Genomic DNA, 15,452 nt, shown 5'->3' with positions numbered 1-15,452 from the left:
ATCCCTTGTGGGCGCTAGTGTGGTGTTGCGACCGAATTGAAACATTTGGTCACGCGTCGACCTGGTCTAGCAGGTCGTGGGTACCACCGGCTCAAGGGAACCTCCAAGTGATAAAAAAGATCCTGATCGCCAACCGTGGTGAGATTGCCGTACGAATCGTACGAGCCTGCGCCGAGATGGGCATTCGCTCGGTCGCGATCTATTCCGACGCCGACCGTCATGCCCTGCATGTGAAGCGTGCGGATGAGGCCCACAGCATCGGTGCCGAGCCTCTGGCCGGTTACTTGAATGCGCGCAAGCTGGTGAATCTGGCAGTGGAAACCGGTTGCGATGCATTGCATCCCGGCTACGGCTTCCTTTCGGAAAACGCTGAACTGGCGGATATCTGCGCAGAGCGCGGCATCAAGTTCATCGGTCCATCGGCTGAAGTGATTCGCCGCATGGGCGACAAGACCGAAGCGCGCCGTAGCATGATCAAGGCGGGCGTACCGGTCACGCCGGGCACTGAAGGCAACGTCGCGGACATCGCTGAAGCCTTGATTGAAGGCGACCGCATCGGTTATCCGGTCATGCTCAAGGCCACCTCCGGTGGTGGCGGCCGCGGTATCCGTCGCTGCGATAGCCGAGAAGAACTTGAACAAGCATTCCCTCGGGTTATTTCCGAAGCCACCAAGGCTTTCGGTTCCGCGGAAGTGTTCCTGGAAAAATGCATCGTCAATCCGAAGCATATCGAAGCGCAGATTCTTGGCGACAGCTTTGGCAACGTGGTGCACCTGTTCGAGCGTGACTGCTCAATCCAGCGCCGCAACCAGAAGCTCATCGAAATCGCCCCGAGCCCGCAACTGACCCCGGAACAGCGCGCCTACATTGGCGACCTGTCGGTGCGTGCAGCCAAGGCCGTGGGTTACGAGAATGCTGGCACCGTGGAGTTCCTGCTCGCCGAGGGCGAGGTGTACTTCATGGAGATGAACACCCGGGTGCAGGTGGAACACACTATCACCGAAGAAATTACCGGCATCGACATTGTCCGTGAGCAGATCCGCATTGCCTCGGGCCTGCCGCTCTCGGTGAAGCAGGAAGACATCCAGCACCGCGGTTTCGCGCTGCAATTCCGGATCAACGCCGAAGACCCGAAAAACAATTTCCTGCCGAGTTTCGGCAAGATCACCCGTTACTACGCGCCCGGCGGCCCCGGTGTGCGTACCGACACGGCGATCTATACCGGTTACACCATTCCGCCGTTCTACGACTCGATGTGCTTGAAACTGGTGGTGTGGGCGTTGACCTGGGAAGAGGCGATGGACCGTGGCTTGCGTGCCCTCGACGACATGCGTCTGCAAGGGGTCAAGACCACCGCCGCGTACTACCAGGAAATCCTGCGCAACCCGGAATTCCGTAGCGGCCAGTTCAACACCAGCTTCGTAGAAAGCCACCCTGAACTGACCAACTACTCGATCAAGCGCAAACCCGAAGAGCTGGCCCTGGCCATCGCTGCCGCCATCGCCGCCCACGCAGGCCTGTGAGGAATCAAACAATGTCCAAGAAGATTCATGTAACCGACACCATCCTGCGCGACGCCCACCAATCGCTGCTCGCCACGCGCATGCGCACCGAAGACATGCTGCCGATCTGCGACAAGCTCGACAAAGTCGGCTACTGGTCGCTGGAAGTCTGGGGCGGCGCAACATTCGACGCCTGCGTTCGTTTCCTCAAAGAAGACCCGTGGGAGCGTCTGCGCCAACTGCGCGCGGCGCTGCCTAACACACGCCTGCAAATGCTCCTGCGTGGCCAGAACCTGCTGGGTTATCGCCACTACAGCGACGACGTGGTCAGAGCTTTCGTCGCCAAGGCCGCGGTCAACGGCATCGACGTGTTCCGTATCTTCGATGCGATGAACGACGTGCGTAACCTGCGGGTGGCCATCGAGGCGGTAAAAGCAGCGGGCAAACACGCTCAAGGCACCATCGCTTACACCACCAGCCCGGTGCACACCATCGAGGCCTTCGTGGCGCAAGCCAAGCAAATGGAAGCCATGGGTTGCGATTCTGTGGCGATCAAGGACATGGCCGGCCTGCTGACCCCGTACGCCACCGGCGAACTGGTCAAGGCGTTGAAATCCGAACAGTCGCTGCCAGTGTTCATTCACTCGCACGACACCGCTGGCCTGGCTGCCATGTGCCAACTCAAGGCCATCGAAAACGGTGCCGACCATATCGACACTGCGATCTCCAGCTTCGCCTGGGGCACCAGCCACCCGGGCACCGAGTCGATGGTTGCAGCCCTTAAAGGCAGCGAATTCGACACCGGCCTGAACCTGGAACTGTTGCAAGAGATCGGCCTGTACTTCTACGCCGTGCGCAAAAAGTATCACCAGTTCGAAAGCGAATTCACCGCCGTCGACACCCGTGTGCAAGTCAACCAGGTACCGGGCGGGATGATTTCCAACCTGGCCAACCAGTTGAAAGAGCAGGGCGCGCTGAACCGCATGAGCGAAGTGCTGGCCGAAATCCCGCGCGTTCGTGAAGACCTCGGTTTCCCCCCGCTGGTGACGCCGACCTCACAGATCGTCGGTACCCAGGCGTTCTTCAACGTGCTGGCCGGCGAGCGCTACAAGACCATCACCAACGAAGTGAAGCTCTACCTGCAAGGTGGCTACGGCAAGGCACCGGGCGCTGTGAACGAACAGTTGCGTCGTCAGGCCATCGGCAGCGAAGAAGTGATCGACGTCCGTCCAGCCGATTTGCTCAAGCCGGAAATGACCAAGTTGCGTGCCGATATCGGCAACCTGGCCAAGTCCGAAGAAGACGTGCTGACCTACGCCATGTTCCCGGACATCGGCCGCAAGTTCCTCGAGGAACGCGCTGCCGGCACCCTGACGCCTGAAGTGCTGTTGCCGATTCCGGAAGCGGGCGGCGTGACCTCGGCCGGTGGCGAAGGCGTACCGACCGAGTTCGTCATCGACGTCCACGGCGAAACCTACCGCGTCGACATCACCGGTGTCGGCGTCAAGGCCGAAGGCAAGCGTCACTTCTACCTGTCCATCGACGGCATGCCGGAAGAAGTGGTGTTCGAACCACTCAACGAATTCGTCAGCGGCGGCGGCAGCAAGCGCAAGCAAGCCACTGCACCGGGCCACGTCAGCACCACCATGCCGGGCAACATCGTCGACGTACTGGTCAAGGAAGGCGACACCGTCAAGGCCGGCCAAGCCGTGCTGATCACCGAAGCGATGAAAATGGAAACCGAAGTTCAATCGGCCATCGCCGGCAAAGTCACCGCCATTCACGTGGCCAAGGGCGACCGGGTAAACCCGGGCGAAATCCTGATCGAGATCGAAGGCTGAGTGAACAGCCTCGATACACCGCTTTAAACCTCGGGGGGGCATGTGCTCCCCTTTTTTTTTTTGTAGTGTTTGGTGATCGTTTTCCGAATAAATCTGGATCAATGTGGGAGCGAGCCTGCTCGCGATGCGGTGTGTCAATCGATATGAACGCTGGATGGCACTCCGCATTCGCGAGCAGGCTCGCTCCCACAGGTTTTGCATCGTGTCAGTAAGGTCGGTTTGGGATCATCAGAACACCAACCGCCACTGCCCCATCACGCCGTAACTACGACCGTCACTACCGGCTTCGCCAGTGAGGCCGACACCCACGGTGTGTTTTGCCGACAGCCCAAGATCCAGCCCTGCATCGAGCATCAGACTGTCGCGATCCAGCGGCGCACCGGAAACAGTGTAGTTGCGGCCGCCAGTGACCAGACGTTGACGGGTTTCGGTAAAGACTTCGCCGAATGTGTGTTTCCAGCCGGCACTGAATCGTGGCGTCAACTGCATGCCGTTATCCAGAGTGGTGAGCTTCGCCAGTCGCAGGCCGAATGTGGTGTTGAGATTGGTCTGGGTTTGGCCTTGGACTTTCAGTGCGGCTGCGCCACCTTTTTCCGTGTAGCCGTCGCGCTGATAGCGTTGGTAACCAAGGCTGGCAAACGGCTCGATGCTGACGTTGGCGCGGCCGAGGTTGTAACCCGTTTCCGCGAATGCTTGCTGCGTGTTGGCATCGTAATGACCTTCGGGGCGGTCGCTGAAACCATTGAAGGCAACCCGGCGTTTGGTACTGCCGTCGTGACTGCTGAAGGTCGCACCGAGGCGCAGCGACATGTGGCCATTCTGACGCAGCACGTAGGCGCCCAAGTGCCAGCTGTCGAGATCACCGTCGAGTCCACGGCTATCCAGACGAGTCTCGGACTTGCCGCCCATCACACCCAGACGCCATTCCTCATCGATGCCCCAATCTGCACCCAGCACCAGACCTTGGGTCGTGTGTTTCAGGGCGTCGTAATCGCGGTCCAATGTCCCGCCGTGACCCAGCGCTTGAAGCCAGACTCTGCCGTTGTTTTCACTGCCGGCGGCAAGGCGTGGTGCGTTGCGTCTATTACCGGGGTTGTTGAAACCGCTGGCGCTGTCGAGCTGGCGCATGGCTGAGAGCATGGTCGCGCTTATTGGCCTGTCGCTGATCAGAGTCGCCTTCGCAAGGTTGGCGTTGTTGCTGCCGGCCAGCTGTTCGATTGCACGGGACGCGGTAATTTTGTCGCTACCGAGCAGGGCAGCGACCGCAGCGTTTGTGGGGCTGGATGGCTTTTGTACGGTGGCGACGGGATTGGTAGCTGTGGGTGGAGTTGAGGCGGTAACGGGCGTATCGGTGGCGGGTAGAGTCGCAACTGTTGAAGACGTTTCGGCGGTCGGTGTGAAGGCGGGAGCCGAAGTGTCGGTGCTTGCAGGTGGATTTACGGCTTCAGCGATTGCAGGCGCAATGTCAGCTGGGACCCGTTCGTGCGGTATGTCCTTCGGCTCCTCAATAATGCTTTGGCCGACTTCCCGTCCGTTATCACTGACTGCGACACTCTCGAGCGTTACGTCGTTACGGACGAAGATCAGATCGACCGTCTTTACTTCGTATTCGGGTTTGGGTGTCAAAAAGGCGAGGTTGTTGATGACCTTGCCAAATTCGCCTTCGATTTTATTGGCAGCAATGATGGTGTGTTGGCTGAATAGCGGATAGTCACCCGGTACGGCGAGGATATTCAGGGTGGCACCGCCGAGGCTGGCGGTTCCGTTGACCAATATCGTTTCACTTTTGCTGCCGGCATCGACCTCGTAGGTCAGTTCGGCAGTTTTGGACATTCTCAAGTCACCTGATACCTGCGGGGCACCTTGCAATTTGTCGACGGAGAACCTCCCGTTTACATTCAGATTGGCGACTCGGCCCTTGCCGGAAAATGCTCCTTTTTCGTTGATAAAAACGTTGCCGTTGATGTTTCCTGGGTTGGTCAGGATGCCACCTGATTGCACGGTCACATCGCCGCCTATGACGTTGTTGTTGACCAGTGCACCTTGAACCAATGCTCCTCCTGTAATGGTTCCGTCATTTATTAGCGTTGCTTTGGAGCGCACCAAGACGCCGGTGTTGAAGTCACCGGAATCATTCAAAGTCCAAGTGCTTCGTTTGAGCTCCAGGCCTTCAAAACGGCGGCTCGCGCCTAACGTGCCACCACTGGCCGTATCAAGTTGCAGGAAATTGGTGCCCCCGCCACCGTCAACCAATCCAGTAAGGCTTCCGCGGCCGGAGACAGTAACCAGATCATCGTAGTCGCTGAATGTTCGATTAATGCCGTCCGCTGCTTTGTTGATCGGGGTCTTTAGGGTGGCAGGATCGTTGATGAAGGCGTCAAGGACAGCCAGGAGCTGCTCTGGCGTTCCGGCCGAAGGCGCTTCGACAGAGATCTGCTGGGCAAGTGAAAAATCAACGCTACCCACTGTTAGCGCAATGGCTAACGCCAGGTGATGTGGTCGGTATTTATGCTGAACGGGCATCGAGTTCGGCCTCTGTTGACAGGAGGCCAAACTTTAAAAGGGAGGCTATGAGTGCCGATGTCAGCTGCTTCTGACGAGCTTGAGAGGGGTGTCAGATCGTTATGTGGAAAATTGCCGACCGTTTTAGGATGACTATTTTTAACCATCCTGGCTGATGCTTTTTCTGACAGGAAATCGAGACACGGCGGCTATCGCAATTTCAGAAATTCATCTGTCATTGTCCGATCAACCTTAGATTCATTCTGTTGCAGCTGATCTCCAGTGCAAAAGATCAAAAGATCGCAGCCTTCGGCAGCTCCTACACGGGAGCGCATTCCCCTGTAGGAGCTGCCGAAGGCTGCGATCTTTTACTGTCGGGGTCGTTAATCGCGGCACTCAGCCAGCGTTTTCACCTGCCCCGAATCCGTCTGGTTCTCATCGCTCAACCACCGCTCAAACCCCGCGCCAATCGCCGACCATTCCGAATCCAGAATCGAATACCAAGCCGTGTCGCGGTTCTGTCCTTTCACCACCATGTGCTGGCGGAACACCCCTTCAAAACTGAACCCCAGGCGTTCAGCCGCGTACTTGGAGCGGGCGTTGCCGTTGTTGCACTTCCACTCGAGACGCCGGTAACCCAGGGCAAACGACTCCTTCGCCAGCAGGTAAATCGCCTCGGTACTTTTCGGCGAGCGCTGCATCGGTGCGCCAAACGTCACGTGGCCGATTTCGATGCGGCCTTGTGCCGGGACGATCGACATCAAACTGAGGATGCCTTGCACGTCACCGCTGGCACGATCGATCACGCTGAAGAAATACGGATCACTGGCGGCGGCATTATTGTTCAGCCAATCGTTGAACGCGCTGCGTTCCGGGAAGGGACCGTAAGGCAGATAGTCCCAGAGTTTTGGATCGGACCCCGGGCCTTGCAGGGCGCTCCACAAGCCGTCGGCGTGGCGCGCCGGGTCGAGTTTTTCCAGGCGGATGAAACGTCCTTCGATGGTTTGAACCGTCGGCGCCGGGACGCCTTTCCAGTCCGCGAGTGAATTCGACATGCTGTTCTCCTTGAACCTTAAATGGCTTTGCGAAACTGGATGAAACCGGGACGTTCGGCAATGCGCTCGTAGAGCTGGATCGCGGTGGCGTTGGTTTCGTGGGTCAGCCAGTGGACCTTGCAGCAACCGTCGGCTTTGGCTGTGGCGTAAACGAATTCGATCAGCTGCCGGCCAACGCCGGTGCCACGGGTTTCGGGCGTTACCAGCAAGTCTTGCAGGTAGCAGGAGTTTTCGATGCTCCAGTTCGAACGATGGTAGATGAAATTCACCATGCCCACCGCGTTGCCATCGACCCACGCCAATGCCGAATGAGTCAGTTCGTTCGGATCGAGCATGCGCTGCCAGGTGCTTTGAGTGACTGCCTCGGGCAGTTCGGTGTTGTAGAAGCGCAGGTAGGCTTGCCATAGCGGCAGCCATGCGGCGTGATCGTCGGCGGTGACCTGGCGGATGTCGATCTGACTCATGTTCGTTCCTTAACGCATCAAGTGGGCGAGGGCCTGGTCGTGCACGTCGGGGCTGGCGGCGAGCCCCTCGCGCACACCGGCGATGTCTGCGGTGCTGCGGTTCTGGCTGAGCTTGCGTTTGCCTTCCAGGCGTTGGACAGGCAAGGCAAAACCGACGATGGCTTTGAGCATGCCGTCGATATAGTCGGCGGGGGCATCGGCGACTTTCCACGGTTGGACACGACCGGCTTCATGACGATCGGTTAACGCGCTGACCAGATTGCGCAGGCGATCGGCCTCGGTGAACACCTCTGCCGTGCCGTAGGCGTGGACGGCGACGTAGTTCCAGGTCGGTACGACTTTGCCGTGCTCGGCTTTGCTTGGGTAAAACCCCGGGCTGACATATGCATCGGCGCCGGCAAATATCACCAACGCTTCAGCGCCATTTTGCAATTCCTTCCACTGTGGATTGGCCCGGGCGAAGTGGCCGTAGAGGGTGCCATTCGGGCCTTGGTCGGGGCTGAACAGCAGGGGCAGATGACTGGCTTGCAGGCCTTGTTCCCCGTGAGTGACCAACACCGCAAGGCGAGTGCCGAGTATCTGCTGGTGCAGCTCATTCAAATCGTCGATGGCAAAAGCGCTTGGTGTGTACATGGAAATTTTCCTTGGCGAATGCCTGCATCGTAGGCAGGCTATTGGTCTGTTGTAAGAGCCATTACCGACCAATTTCATAGGTCCAATGCCATGTCCAGCGAACCTCTGTCCTTATCATTCAACCCGGCGGGTATCGAGCTCGACCGTCGCCAGGGGCTGAGTCGTCAGCTCTACCAGGCCTTGCGCGTGCGCGTGCTCGACGGGCGGCTGGCCAGTGGCACGCGTTTACCGGCCAGTCGGGATCTGGCAGCGGCGTTGGCGATTTCACGCAACAGCGTGGTCCGAGCTTACGATCAGCTCTACGCCGAAGGGTTTATCGAGGGGCGGGTAGGCGACGGGACGTATGTGGCGCAATTACCTCAGGCGTCATTGCCGGTGAAAAAAATCGCTAAAAGGGTAGCCACGGCCTCATCCACGCCCGGGGCGGAGTTACCGGTGGTCCTCTCCAGCACCGTTGTTTATAGCGGTGCCTTGGAGCGGGTTGAAAAGAACCATTTGGCGACGCCCCCGAGTGGCCCGCCCCGGGCTTTTCGAGTGGGCGTTCCGGCATTCGATCTTTTCCCGTTCGAGGTGTGGGCCAAGCTGAACGCGGCGTTCTGGCGCAAACCCGATTTACAGCAGCTGTGTTATGGCCCGCCGGAAGGGGATGCGCGCTTGCGTGCAATGATCGCGGCGTATTTGCGCAGTTCTCGCGGCATGCAGTGCACGGCGGAGCAAATTGTTATCACCAGTGGCGCGCAACAGGGGATTAGCCTGTGTGCGCAGTTGCTGGTGGAACCGGGTGATGTGGTAGGTATCGAAAATCCCGGGTATCGGGCGGCCGGTCACGCGTTTGCGGTGGCAGGAGCGCGATTGCAGGGGGTGGCGGTGGACAGTGAGGGCATTGACTGTGCCGAGTTGACGGCGTTGGGCGATTGTCGTCTGGCGTACGTCACACCGTCGCATCAGTACCCGACGGGGGTGGTCATGAGTCTGGCGCGTCGCCTGGAATTGCTGGCCTGGGCCGAGCGCGCCCAAGGCTGGATCGTCGAAGACGACTACGATGGCGAATACCGTTACAGCGGCGCGCCGCTGGCACCCTTGGCCGCGCTGGATCGACAGGGACGGGTTTTGTACGTCGGGACCTTTGGCAAAGTCGCGTTCCCGGCGCTGCGTTTGGGGTATCTGGTTTTGCCGCCGGCGCTGGTCGCGGCGTTCTCTCAGCGTCGGGCGGTGGATGTCCGGCATTCCGAGGTGAGCACTCAAGCGGTAATGGCCGAGTTCATGGCCGCCGGGCATTTCCAGCGCCACATTCGCCGCATGCGCCGTGCGGCACTGAGCCGACGTAATACGTTGTTAGCCGGTTGGCCGCAGAACATTCCCGGTATTGGTAGCCTGCCGAGTGTCGCGGCCGGGCTGCATCTGACGGTGGCAGTCGAGTCACAGGCCCGCGAGCGTGAGCTGGTGGAAAAAGCGGCCAGCGTCGATGTCGAAATCAACGCCTTAAGCACTTACTGGCTGGCGGACTCGCAAACACCGGTGGACCAGCGTGCAGGGCTGGTCCTGGGTTTTGCGGCGGTGCCCGAGGCGGCGATCAGTGCTGCACTCGGGCGTTTGGAAAAGATCTGGCGTGCATAAGCGGCGCCTTGGCTCCTGGGTTTTACGTAAAGAACAACGAACTGGCCAGGCGGGGGTTGATTTCAGCACGATAAATGGCAATGGACTGAAGTGCGTTCAAGCGGGCGTGCTTTTCGTAGGCTCCCCCTGAGCTGCGTTGTTCGACGGTCTTCAAGTGCGCTGCAGAGAAGGCTGCTCTCGGGCTGTCAGACGCCGGGTAATGAAAGTGCGCATACCAAAGTACTCTGCGAGTTTCGTGATCGCGAATCTCGTACTCATCCATATAGTCCTTGCGCGGTCCCTTCAAACGCTGATGCTCCGGTAGTGGTTTACCCATCCGGTGGATTGTCACCAGCCCCTTGGAGTGCAGCCACTCAACCCGGCCCGCGGTGGGCAGCTGTCGTTTGGTCATGCTGATACGAATATCAGTGCCCTTTTTGTAAAGCGCGGTTGCCCCATCGTTTAGTTTTTTGGTGACGGTGGCAGCCGACCCCGGACCGCCTTCGGTGGCATTGTTATCGGTCAGGTTTTGCTCGATAGCCTCCGCCGCCGCTTCCATTCGGCGGGCCTGCTGGTGAAACATCTCCTCGATTTCCAACGGAATACGTCGATCGGCTTTTGAGTGCGCCTCGGTACGTCGGATGAATGGCTCCAACTGTGCCAGTAACGTTTCACCGTTTTGCAGGCTGACCGCCAGTGTTGGAGGACTGACAGCGGGTACAGCCGTTTTGACAGGCACATGTTCAACCCAGACACCGGGTGTTTTCTCATGGAACGTAGCGATCATCTTCCCGGTGAGTGGGGAGGTCACGTCGACCAGATCGGTGTCGGTGGTGTTCGCCCGCGTTCGGGACTTGCCGACAACCGCGCCCTTGAATCGCGTTTTGATGAGGCGATGCGGGGCAATTGCTGGTCGCGATGGCCCCGGAACCGGTTCGAGGATCTTGCGTTCCTCCAGCAATCCCGTCAGCTGATTCACTGCGCGCTGATTGAACGCTTCGATACGCTGACGCGTCAGGTCCAGTGATGGTTGCACCAGCTCCCCGGGGTACTCGTCGGGCAAGTCGAGAATACGTTGGTCGATGGTTGCGAATTGCTCTACCAGATCGCTGAACCCTTCAATCCGTTCGGGTAGCGCCAGGAGGCAATCATCCTTGGCGAGGTCCAGTGATGACTGGATGATCAGACCCACATCTTCGACAAGGGTTACTAGCGCCTGTCGGGCAGCCTCGGTGGCGACTGTTCCAGAGTCACTCAGGCAGAGCTCCTGCGCGAGGCTGATCTGAAACAGCTTCAGGTCCTGCAGGTCAAAAGTCGGCAGCGTTACCGTGTATTCCCTGGCAGATTCGGCGGCCTCCCTGCCCAGGCGTTTCAACTCGTCGATCCGGGCCTGGGCAAACTCGATTCTTTCGATAAACCCTTGGGTCAGATCGCTGGTCTGTTGATGAGTCTGGCGTGGTGTTTGGGTGAGTTTATTCGGCTCTCCATCCAGTAGGGCTAGTGAGCGACGCATGTAGGTGCCAAACACAGGATTTTGCCGGTTGAACCACTTCTCCGTCAGCAAGAGCTGTTGGTCCAGGCAACTGACCAGGACGGCGCGGAAGTTGGTAATCGAACCCCGCTCGTTGAATGCTTTGAGCTGTTCGATGTAGACGCTATAAACGGCCACCTGTTTCTCCAGCGTTTCGATCAATAGGCGACCATTGGGATCATCAGCGCCCGGTGCGGAGGGGACCGCCTCTTTCTCTGCGGTTTCGAGCGCTGTCTTCAGCACCTCTTTGTTCGTATCGAAGGTCTCCAGTTGCGTTCGCAGTTCGTCTATGCGCCTCGTATTTTCCTGCGCCAACTCTTTTCGGCTGCGGCCTCCGCCGCGCAACCTCAGGCGTGTATCGACGATCCATTCTCCCGTTGCGGTATGGGTCAGCAGGGGGCCGGTCTTTGCTGGGGACTGACGGCTATCGATGATTTGCACGAATTCATTGTCGTTAACCATGACTTCGAACCAGCGTTGGCCAACCTGGGCATACCATTTGTTGTTGAACTGGCTCAAAAAACGATGAGGTCCGACTTGGGTCGAGGGGCTTGCCAGGCCGTCAGGTTTTGCAATGGCCAGCCCATCCAGCAACGTCCCCAGGCTCGTTCGCGCAAGGGCGCCATGGGTGTACAAGAGGGTCCTGTGATTCGTTGGCAGCGGTTGAGCGGTGATATCGGGTAAGCGGGTCACGGTGATTGTCGGCGTTGGCGTGGGTTGTTGCCCAGGTGTGAAAAAAGCCTCCTTTTCTACGACGCGGCTTGCTGTGTGACGCGTCGCCGCGTAATGGGCCAGGACCATGCCCAGAGACAGGAACAGGTCGGTCAATGCTGTCCACGTCGTGTCACTGTCACCTTTCTCACTGGCTTCATTCGCTTCATCCAGGTCGCTCATGATTTGCCATATCCAGGCTGCGCTGGCAGCCGTTTTACCCAGAAATGGCAGGGCAATGTTGAATAGCATCCAGGCCCCGTGCTTGAGGGTCTCCCAACGACTTTGAGCGTTGGAGACCGACTGCCGATCTGCCAGGGTAATCATCGCGTTGGCATTGGCGGTGAACAGTGTCGACAGTGAAGGTTGCGCAAGTGGCGCTGCCGCTAGCGTGACAGCCCCCATCATGCCGAGTGCCGACGTTGGATCGACCAACCATTGCGACATTGTCCAGACGGAAGGCAGCTGGCCGGGAAATACGTACTGTGAGTAGTTGAAGCGCATGTCGTCCGGCAACCAGGCCAGCACTGACTGGCGAAGCGTCTGGTTATGTTTGATCGCATACAGCAGGTTGGTTTCGCGGGGATATTGCAAAAGCGGGGGATCAAGCAGTGGGCGAAAGAGCAGGCAGGGCCCCTTGTCGGCGAGACTTGGGCTGATGACGAACATGTTGGCCACCTCGTCGGCCTTGTTGTCTGTGCGGCCCCCGGGAATAAACGCGAGAGGACGAATGATGATTTCCAGGCCGTCCACAAAACGGTCGTCGGGCTTTTCCTGCATCGCCGCGACCACATACCGGTACCCCTGATCGTCGATGCCTGCCTCGCCACGAATTTTGTGCTGCAGCGTCTGAAGCGGCAGCTGAATACGCAGGTGGCTGGCGAACAGGTCTTGCCGGCGTTGTGTTTCTTTGGTGTCGCCGAGCAGTTTTTGCTTGATCAGCGTGGGATAGGTTTCACCGATGTTGACCTCGGTGACCAGTTTTTCCAGATAGCTCGGGGTCATCCACGATTCAACGGTACTGCCGTCGGTACGGCGAACGGTCTTGTTGCCCAAAGGTACGGCAATCAGATTCTGCAGGGCCAGATCGATCAGCGACATCGTGACGGTTTCGGTTTTGCCCGGCACAGCGATGGCACCGAGGATCACCGGACTGGTGATACTGAGCTCAATATTTTCGAGCTTGGCGTCCGTCGCCTCCGGGTGATCTTTTAACACCTGGTCTTGCAATGTTTGCAGCGTAAATTCCGGTAGCGATGGAATGTCATCCAGAAAAGATTTACCCGCGTGTTGCTCCCGAAGCAGGGCCAGGTCCATCAAGTGTCGGCTGTAGCGGGTCAGGTCCGCCGGTTGAGCGCGGAGCACCCAGTCCGGCAGCAAGCGCTCGATCCGGTTGAAGCGCTCTGCGTCAAATTCCTTGCGGTTTCTGGCGGCGGTGCTGGCTCGACGCGCGAGACCACCTGTCGTAATAGTGTCTTGAAGCTGGCCAATGGCAGCGATTTCGAGCGCGATCAGCGCACAGGCTTGATGGTCGAAAAAATTGCCAGTGGGTTCATACAAACGCCATTGCAAAATGCGCGGACTCGACTTTGACGCCATGCGCGTAGGCAGCGTTTCACCGAATGATTCCAGCGAGTCGTAATGCTTGAAGCCCTCTGTGATCGAGTGGCTGATCACCAAGGTGCGCTTGCCCAGCGTACCCACCAGCACCGCCAAGTCGAGCACCCACAGATGCTGGTCCGGCTTATCGATGTCGATCAGGCAGGCTCTGGATTTGTAGACGTCGTCGCGGTGTCGGGCAGTTTGATCCGGGCTGTTGAACAAGGCCTGTGCCATTGCCTTTTGGTCCTCGTCCCAGCCTGAATCTTGCTCGATGTCCCAGAGGTTGCGCAGTGAGCCCGAAAGTTGATGCCAGCGTGGTGTGTGGTCTTCTGCCTGCTGGTTCCAGTAATCCAGTTGCTGCTCTTGATAAGACACAAACAGTAGAGGGATCAGTTGATTGATCAACCGGGAAATGGCATCGATCTTGACGGGCAACTGGATCGCCGGATCTACCTCCGATTGCAGGGTCAGGAAGTGTTCTCCATCAATGTAGGTCGCGGTCTGCGCCGACAGCGTGAGCCGCACCAACACGTCGGTCAGCGACTCGGATCGGCGGATGCCGGGCGTGACCTGGCTCCCGGTGACGGTCCAGGTGGGTGTCACGACCATGGCCTGGGTCGGATCGATATGAAGGCTTGGGTACGCGGCGTCGAGCGCCGTGCGCAGTGCGTTCGACGCCACCTCCCTGAGCGAGGGGCCAGTGACCAGTTGGGTCAATACATCTTCGGAGCGGGTAGAGGAGGTATCGGGCATGACCATTTCCTTTGTGCTGCTGAGGAGCTGGCCGCTGGGCCGCGTTGTATCGAGTCAAGGTAAAGGGCCGTTGAGGGCGAGCGGTGGTAGATAGTTATCGCGGGCAAAAAAAGACCCGCTCGTTGGCGGGTCTTCTCTATCAACAATGTTTCAGGTGCCGGACTTGATCTTGGTCCAGGCTCGGGTGCGCGCGCGTTCGGCATCGCGTGGTAGCGGTTGCAGGGTATAGAGCGTGCTCATGGCCGTTTCGGTCGGGTACAGGTTAGGGTTGTTGCGAATCGCCGGGTCGACCATTTCGGTGGCGTCCTTGTTAGGGTTCGGGTAGCCGACGAAGTCGCTGACTGGCGCGATGACCTGCGGTTGCAGCAAGTAGTTGATGAAGGTGTAGCCGTCTTCCGGGTTTTTCGCGCCTTTAGGGATCGCGAGCATGTCGAACCAGATGGGCGCGCCTTCTTTCGGCAGGCGCATGTCGACGATCACACCGTTCTTGGCTTCCTTGGCGCGGTTGGCCGCCTGGGAGAAGCTGCCGGAGTAACCGACGGCGACGCAGATGTCACCATTGGCGATGTCAGCCATGTACTTGGACGAGTGGAAGTAGGTGATGTAGGGACGGATCTTCATCAGTAGCGCTTCAGCTTTGTCGTAGTCCGCCGGCTTTTTGCTGTTCGGGTCCAGACCGAGGTGTTGCAGGGCCAGCGGCAGGATCTCTGACGGCGAGTCGAGCAGGGCGACGCCGCATTGCTTGAGCTTACTGATGTTCTCTTCCTTGAAGATCAGGTCCCAGCTGTCCACCGGTGCATTGTCGCCCAGCGCCGCTTTGACCTTGTCCGGATTGAAGCCGATCAGGATGGTGCCATACATGTACGGCACGGCAAATTTGTTGCCTGGGTCGTTGGCTTCGATCAGCTTCATCAGCTTCGGATCGAGGTGGTTCCAGTTCGGCAGTTTGCTACGATCCAGCGGTTGGAAAACGCCGGCCTCGATCTGTTTGGCGAGGAACACGTTGGACGGCACCACGACGTCGTACCCGGAGTTACCGGTCAGCAACTTGGCCTCCAGCGCTTCGTTGGTGTCGAAAATGTCATAGACCAGTTTGGTCTGGGTGTTCTGCGCCTTGTAGTCGTCCAGCGCCTTGGGGGTGATGTAGTCGAACCAGTTATAAACACGCAACGTTCGCTCTTCAGCGTGGACAACACCGCTGAGCACCGCGGCGCACAGTGCAGGAGCGATAAAACGCTTGAGTCTGTTCATTGTTCTAATTC

At 58.5% G+C, this 15,452-nt stretch carries 9 protein-coding genes; 3 read left to right on the top strand and 6 right to left on the bottom strand.

Features of this window, described 5'->3' with window-relative positions; translation table 11 throughout:
- The first annotated feature begins 107 nt into the window (after positions 1-107).
- Both JFU37_RS02985 and oadA read left to right on the top strand, forming a co-directional pair.
- Positions 108-1,523 (top strand): acetyl-CoA carboxylase biotin carboxylase subunit, encoded by a 1,416-nt coding sequence (locus JFU37_RS02985; RefSeq protein ID WP_008156643.1) that lies wholly within the window; start codon positions 108-110, stop codon positions 1,521-1,523.
- A gap of 11 nt (positions 1,524-1,534) precedes the next feature.
- Positions 1,535-3,343: a sodium-extruding oxaloacetate decarboxylase subunit alpha gene (oadA, locus tag JFU37_RS02980; RefSeq protein WP_201112746.1), complete on the top strand. Its 1,809-nt coding sequence runs from the start codon at positions 1,535-1,537 to the stop codon at positions 3,341-3,343.
- A 228-nt stretch (positions 3,344-3,571) separates the two neighbouring features.
- Here oadA and JFU37_RS02975 read toward each other — a convergent pair whose 3' ends face one another.
- From JFU37_RS02975 to JFU37_RS02960, 4 genes are all read right to left on the bottom strand, one after another.
- The gene (locus JFU37_RS02975) at positions 3,572-5,866 is read right to left on the bottom strand and encodes an autotransporter family protein (RefSeq protein ID WP_201112744.1); all 2,295 of its coding nucleotides are present in this window, start codon (positions 5,864-5,866) and stop codon (positions 3,572-3,574) included.
- Positions 5,867-6,228: 362 nt separating this feature from the next.
- Entirely contained in the window at positions 6,229-6,900 is a 672-nt protein-coding gene (locus JFU37_RS02970; protein WP_201112742.1) for a GNAT family N-acetyltransferase, read from the bottom strand.
- A 17-nt stretch (positions 6,901-6,917) separates the two neighbouring features.
- Positions 6,918-7,364 carry a GNAT family N-acetyltransferase gene (locus JFU37_RS02965; protein WP_201112740.1) on the bottom strand — a complete coding sequence of 149 codons (447 nt, stop codon included), beginning with the start codon at positions 7,362-7,364 and terminating at the stop codon, positions 6,918-6,920.
- 9 nt (positions 7,365-7,373) lie between these two features.
- Complete coding sequence (locus JFU37_RS02960) at positions 7,374-7,997, bottom strand: FMN-binding negative transcriptional regulator (protein WP_201112738.1); 624 nt, start codon at positions 7,995-7,997, stop codon at positions 7,374-7,376.
- Between the two features lie 90 nt (positions 7,998-8,087).
- On the opposite strand from JFU37_RS02960, the gene pdxR reads away from it, so the two are divergent.
- Entirely contained in the window at positions 8,088-9,614 is a 1,527-nt protein-coding gene (pdxR, locus tag JFU37_RS02955; RefSeq protein ID WP_201112736.1) for a MocR-like pyridoxine biosynthesis transcription factor PdxR, read from the top strand.
- A gap of 22 nt (positions 9,615-9,636) precedes the next feature.
- Here pdxR and JFU37_RS02950 read toward each other — a convergent pair whose 3' ends face one another.
- Positions 9,637-14,190: a dermonecrotic toxin domain-containing protein gene (locus JFU37_RS02950; protein WP_201112734.1), complete on the bottom strand. Its 4,554-nt coding sequence runs from the start codon at positions 14,188-14,190 to the stop codon at positions 9,637-9,639.
- Between the two features lie 150 nt (positions 14,191-14,340).
- The gene (locus tag JFU37_RS02945) at positions 14,341-15,441 is read right to left on the bottom strand and encodes a polyamine ABC transporter substrate-binding protein (RefSeq protein ID WP_201112733.1); all 1,101 of its coding nucleotides are present in this window, start codon (positions 15,439-15,441) and stop codon (positions 14,341-14,343) included.
- Between the last annotated feature and the right edge of the window lie 11 nt (positions 15,442-15,452).

The sequence above is a fragment of the Pseudomonas sp. TH41 genome, from assembly GCF_016650695.1.
Lineage (GTDB): Bacteria > Pseudomonadota > Gammaproteobacteria > Pseudomonadales > Pseudomonadaceae > Aquipseudomonas.
The sequence above is the reverse complement of the archived record's forward strand: the minus strand, read 5'-3'. Positions and strand labels throughout refer to the sequence as shown.

Excerpts from the sequence above, each read along its gene's own strand:
- oadA (WP_201112746.1), top strand. The coding sequence starts at position 1,535 with ATGTCCAAGAAGATTCATGTAACCGACACCATCCTGCGCGACGCCCAC.
- JFU37_RS02965 (WP_201112740.1), bottom strand. The coding sequence starts at position 7,364 with ATGAGTCAGATCGACATCCGCCAGGTCACCGCCGACGATCACGCCGCA.
- pdxR (WP_201112736.1), top strand. The coding sequence starts at position 8,088 with ATGTCCAGCGAACCTCTGTCCTTATCATTCAACCCGGCGGGTATCGAG.
- JFU37_RS02975 (WP_201112744.1), bottom strand. The coding sequence starts at position 5,866 with ATGCCCGTTCAGCATAAATACCGACCACATCACCTGGCGTTAGCCATT.
- JFU37_RS02970 (WP_201112742.1), bottom strand. The coding sequence starts at position 6,900 with ATGTCGAATTCACTCGCGGACTGGAAAGGCGTCCCGGCGCCGACGGTT.
- JFU37_RS02945 (WP_201112733.1), bottom strand. The coding sequence starts at position 15,441 with ATGAACAGACTCAAGCGTTTTATCGCTCCTGCACTGTGCGCCGCGGTG.
- JFU37_RS02950 (WP_201112734.1), bottom strand. The coding sequence starts at position 14,190 with ATGCCCGATACCTCCTCTACCCGCTCCGAAGATGTATTGACCCAACTG.
- JFU37_RS02960 (WP_201112738.1), bottom strand. The coding sequence starts at position 7,997 with ATGTACACACCAAGCGCTTTTGCCATCGACGATTTGAATGAGCTGCAC.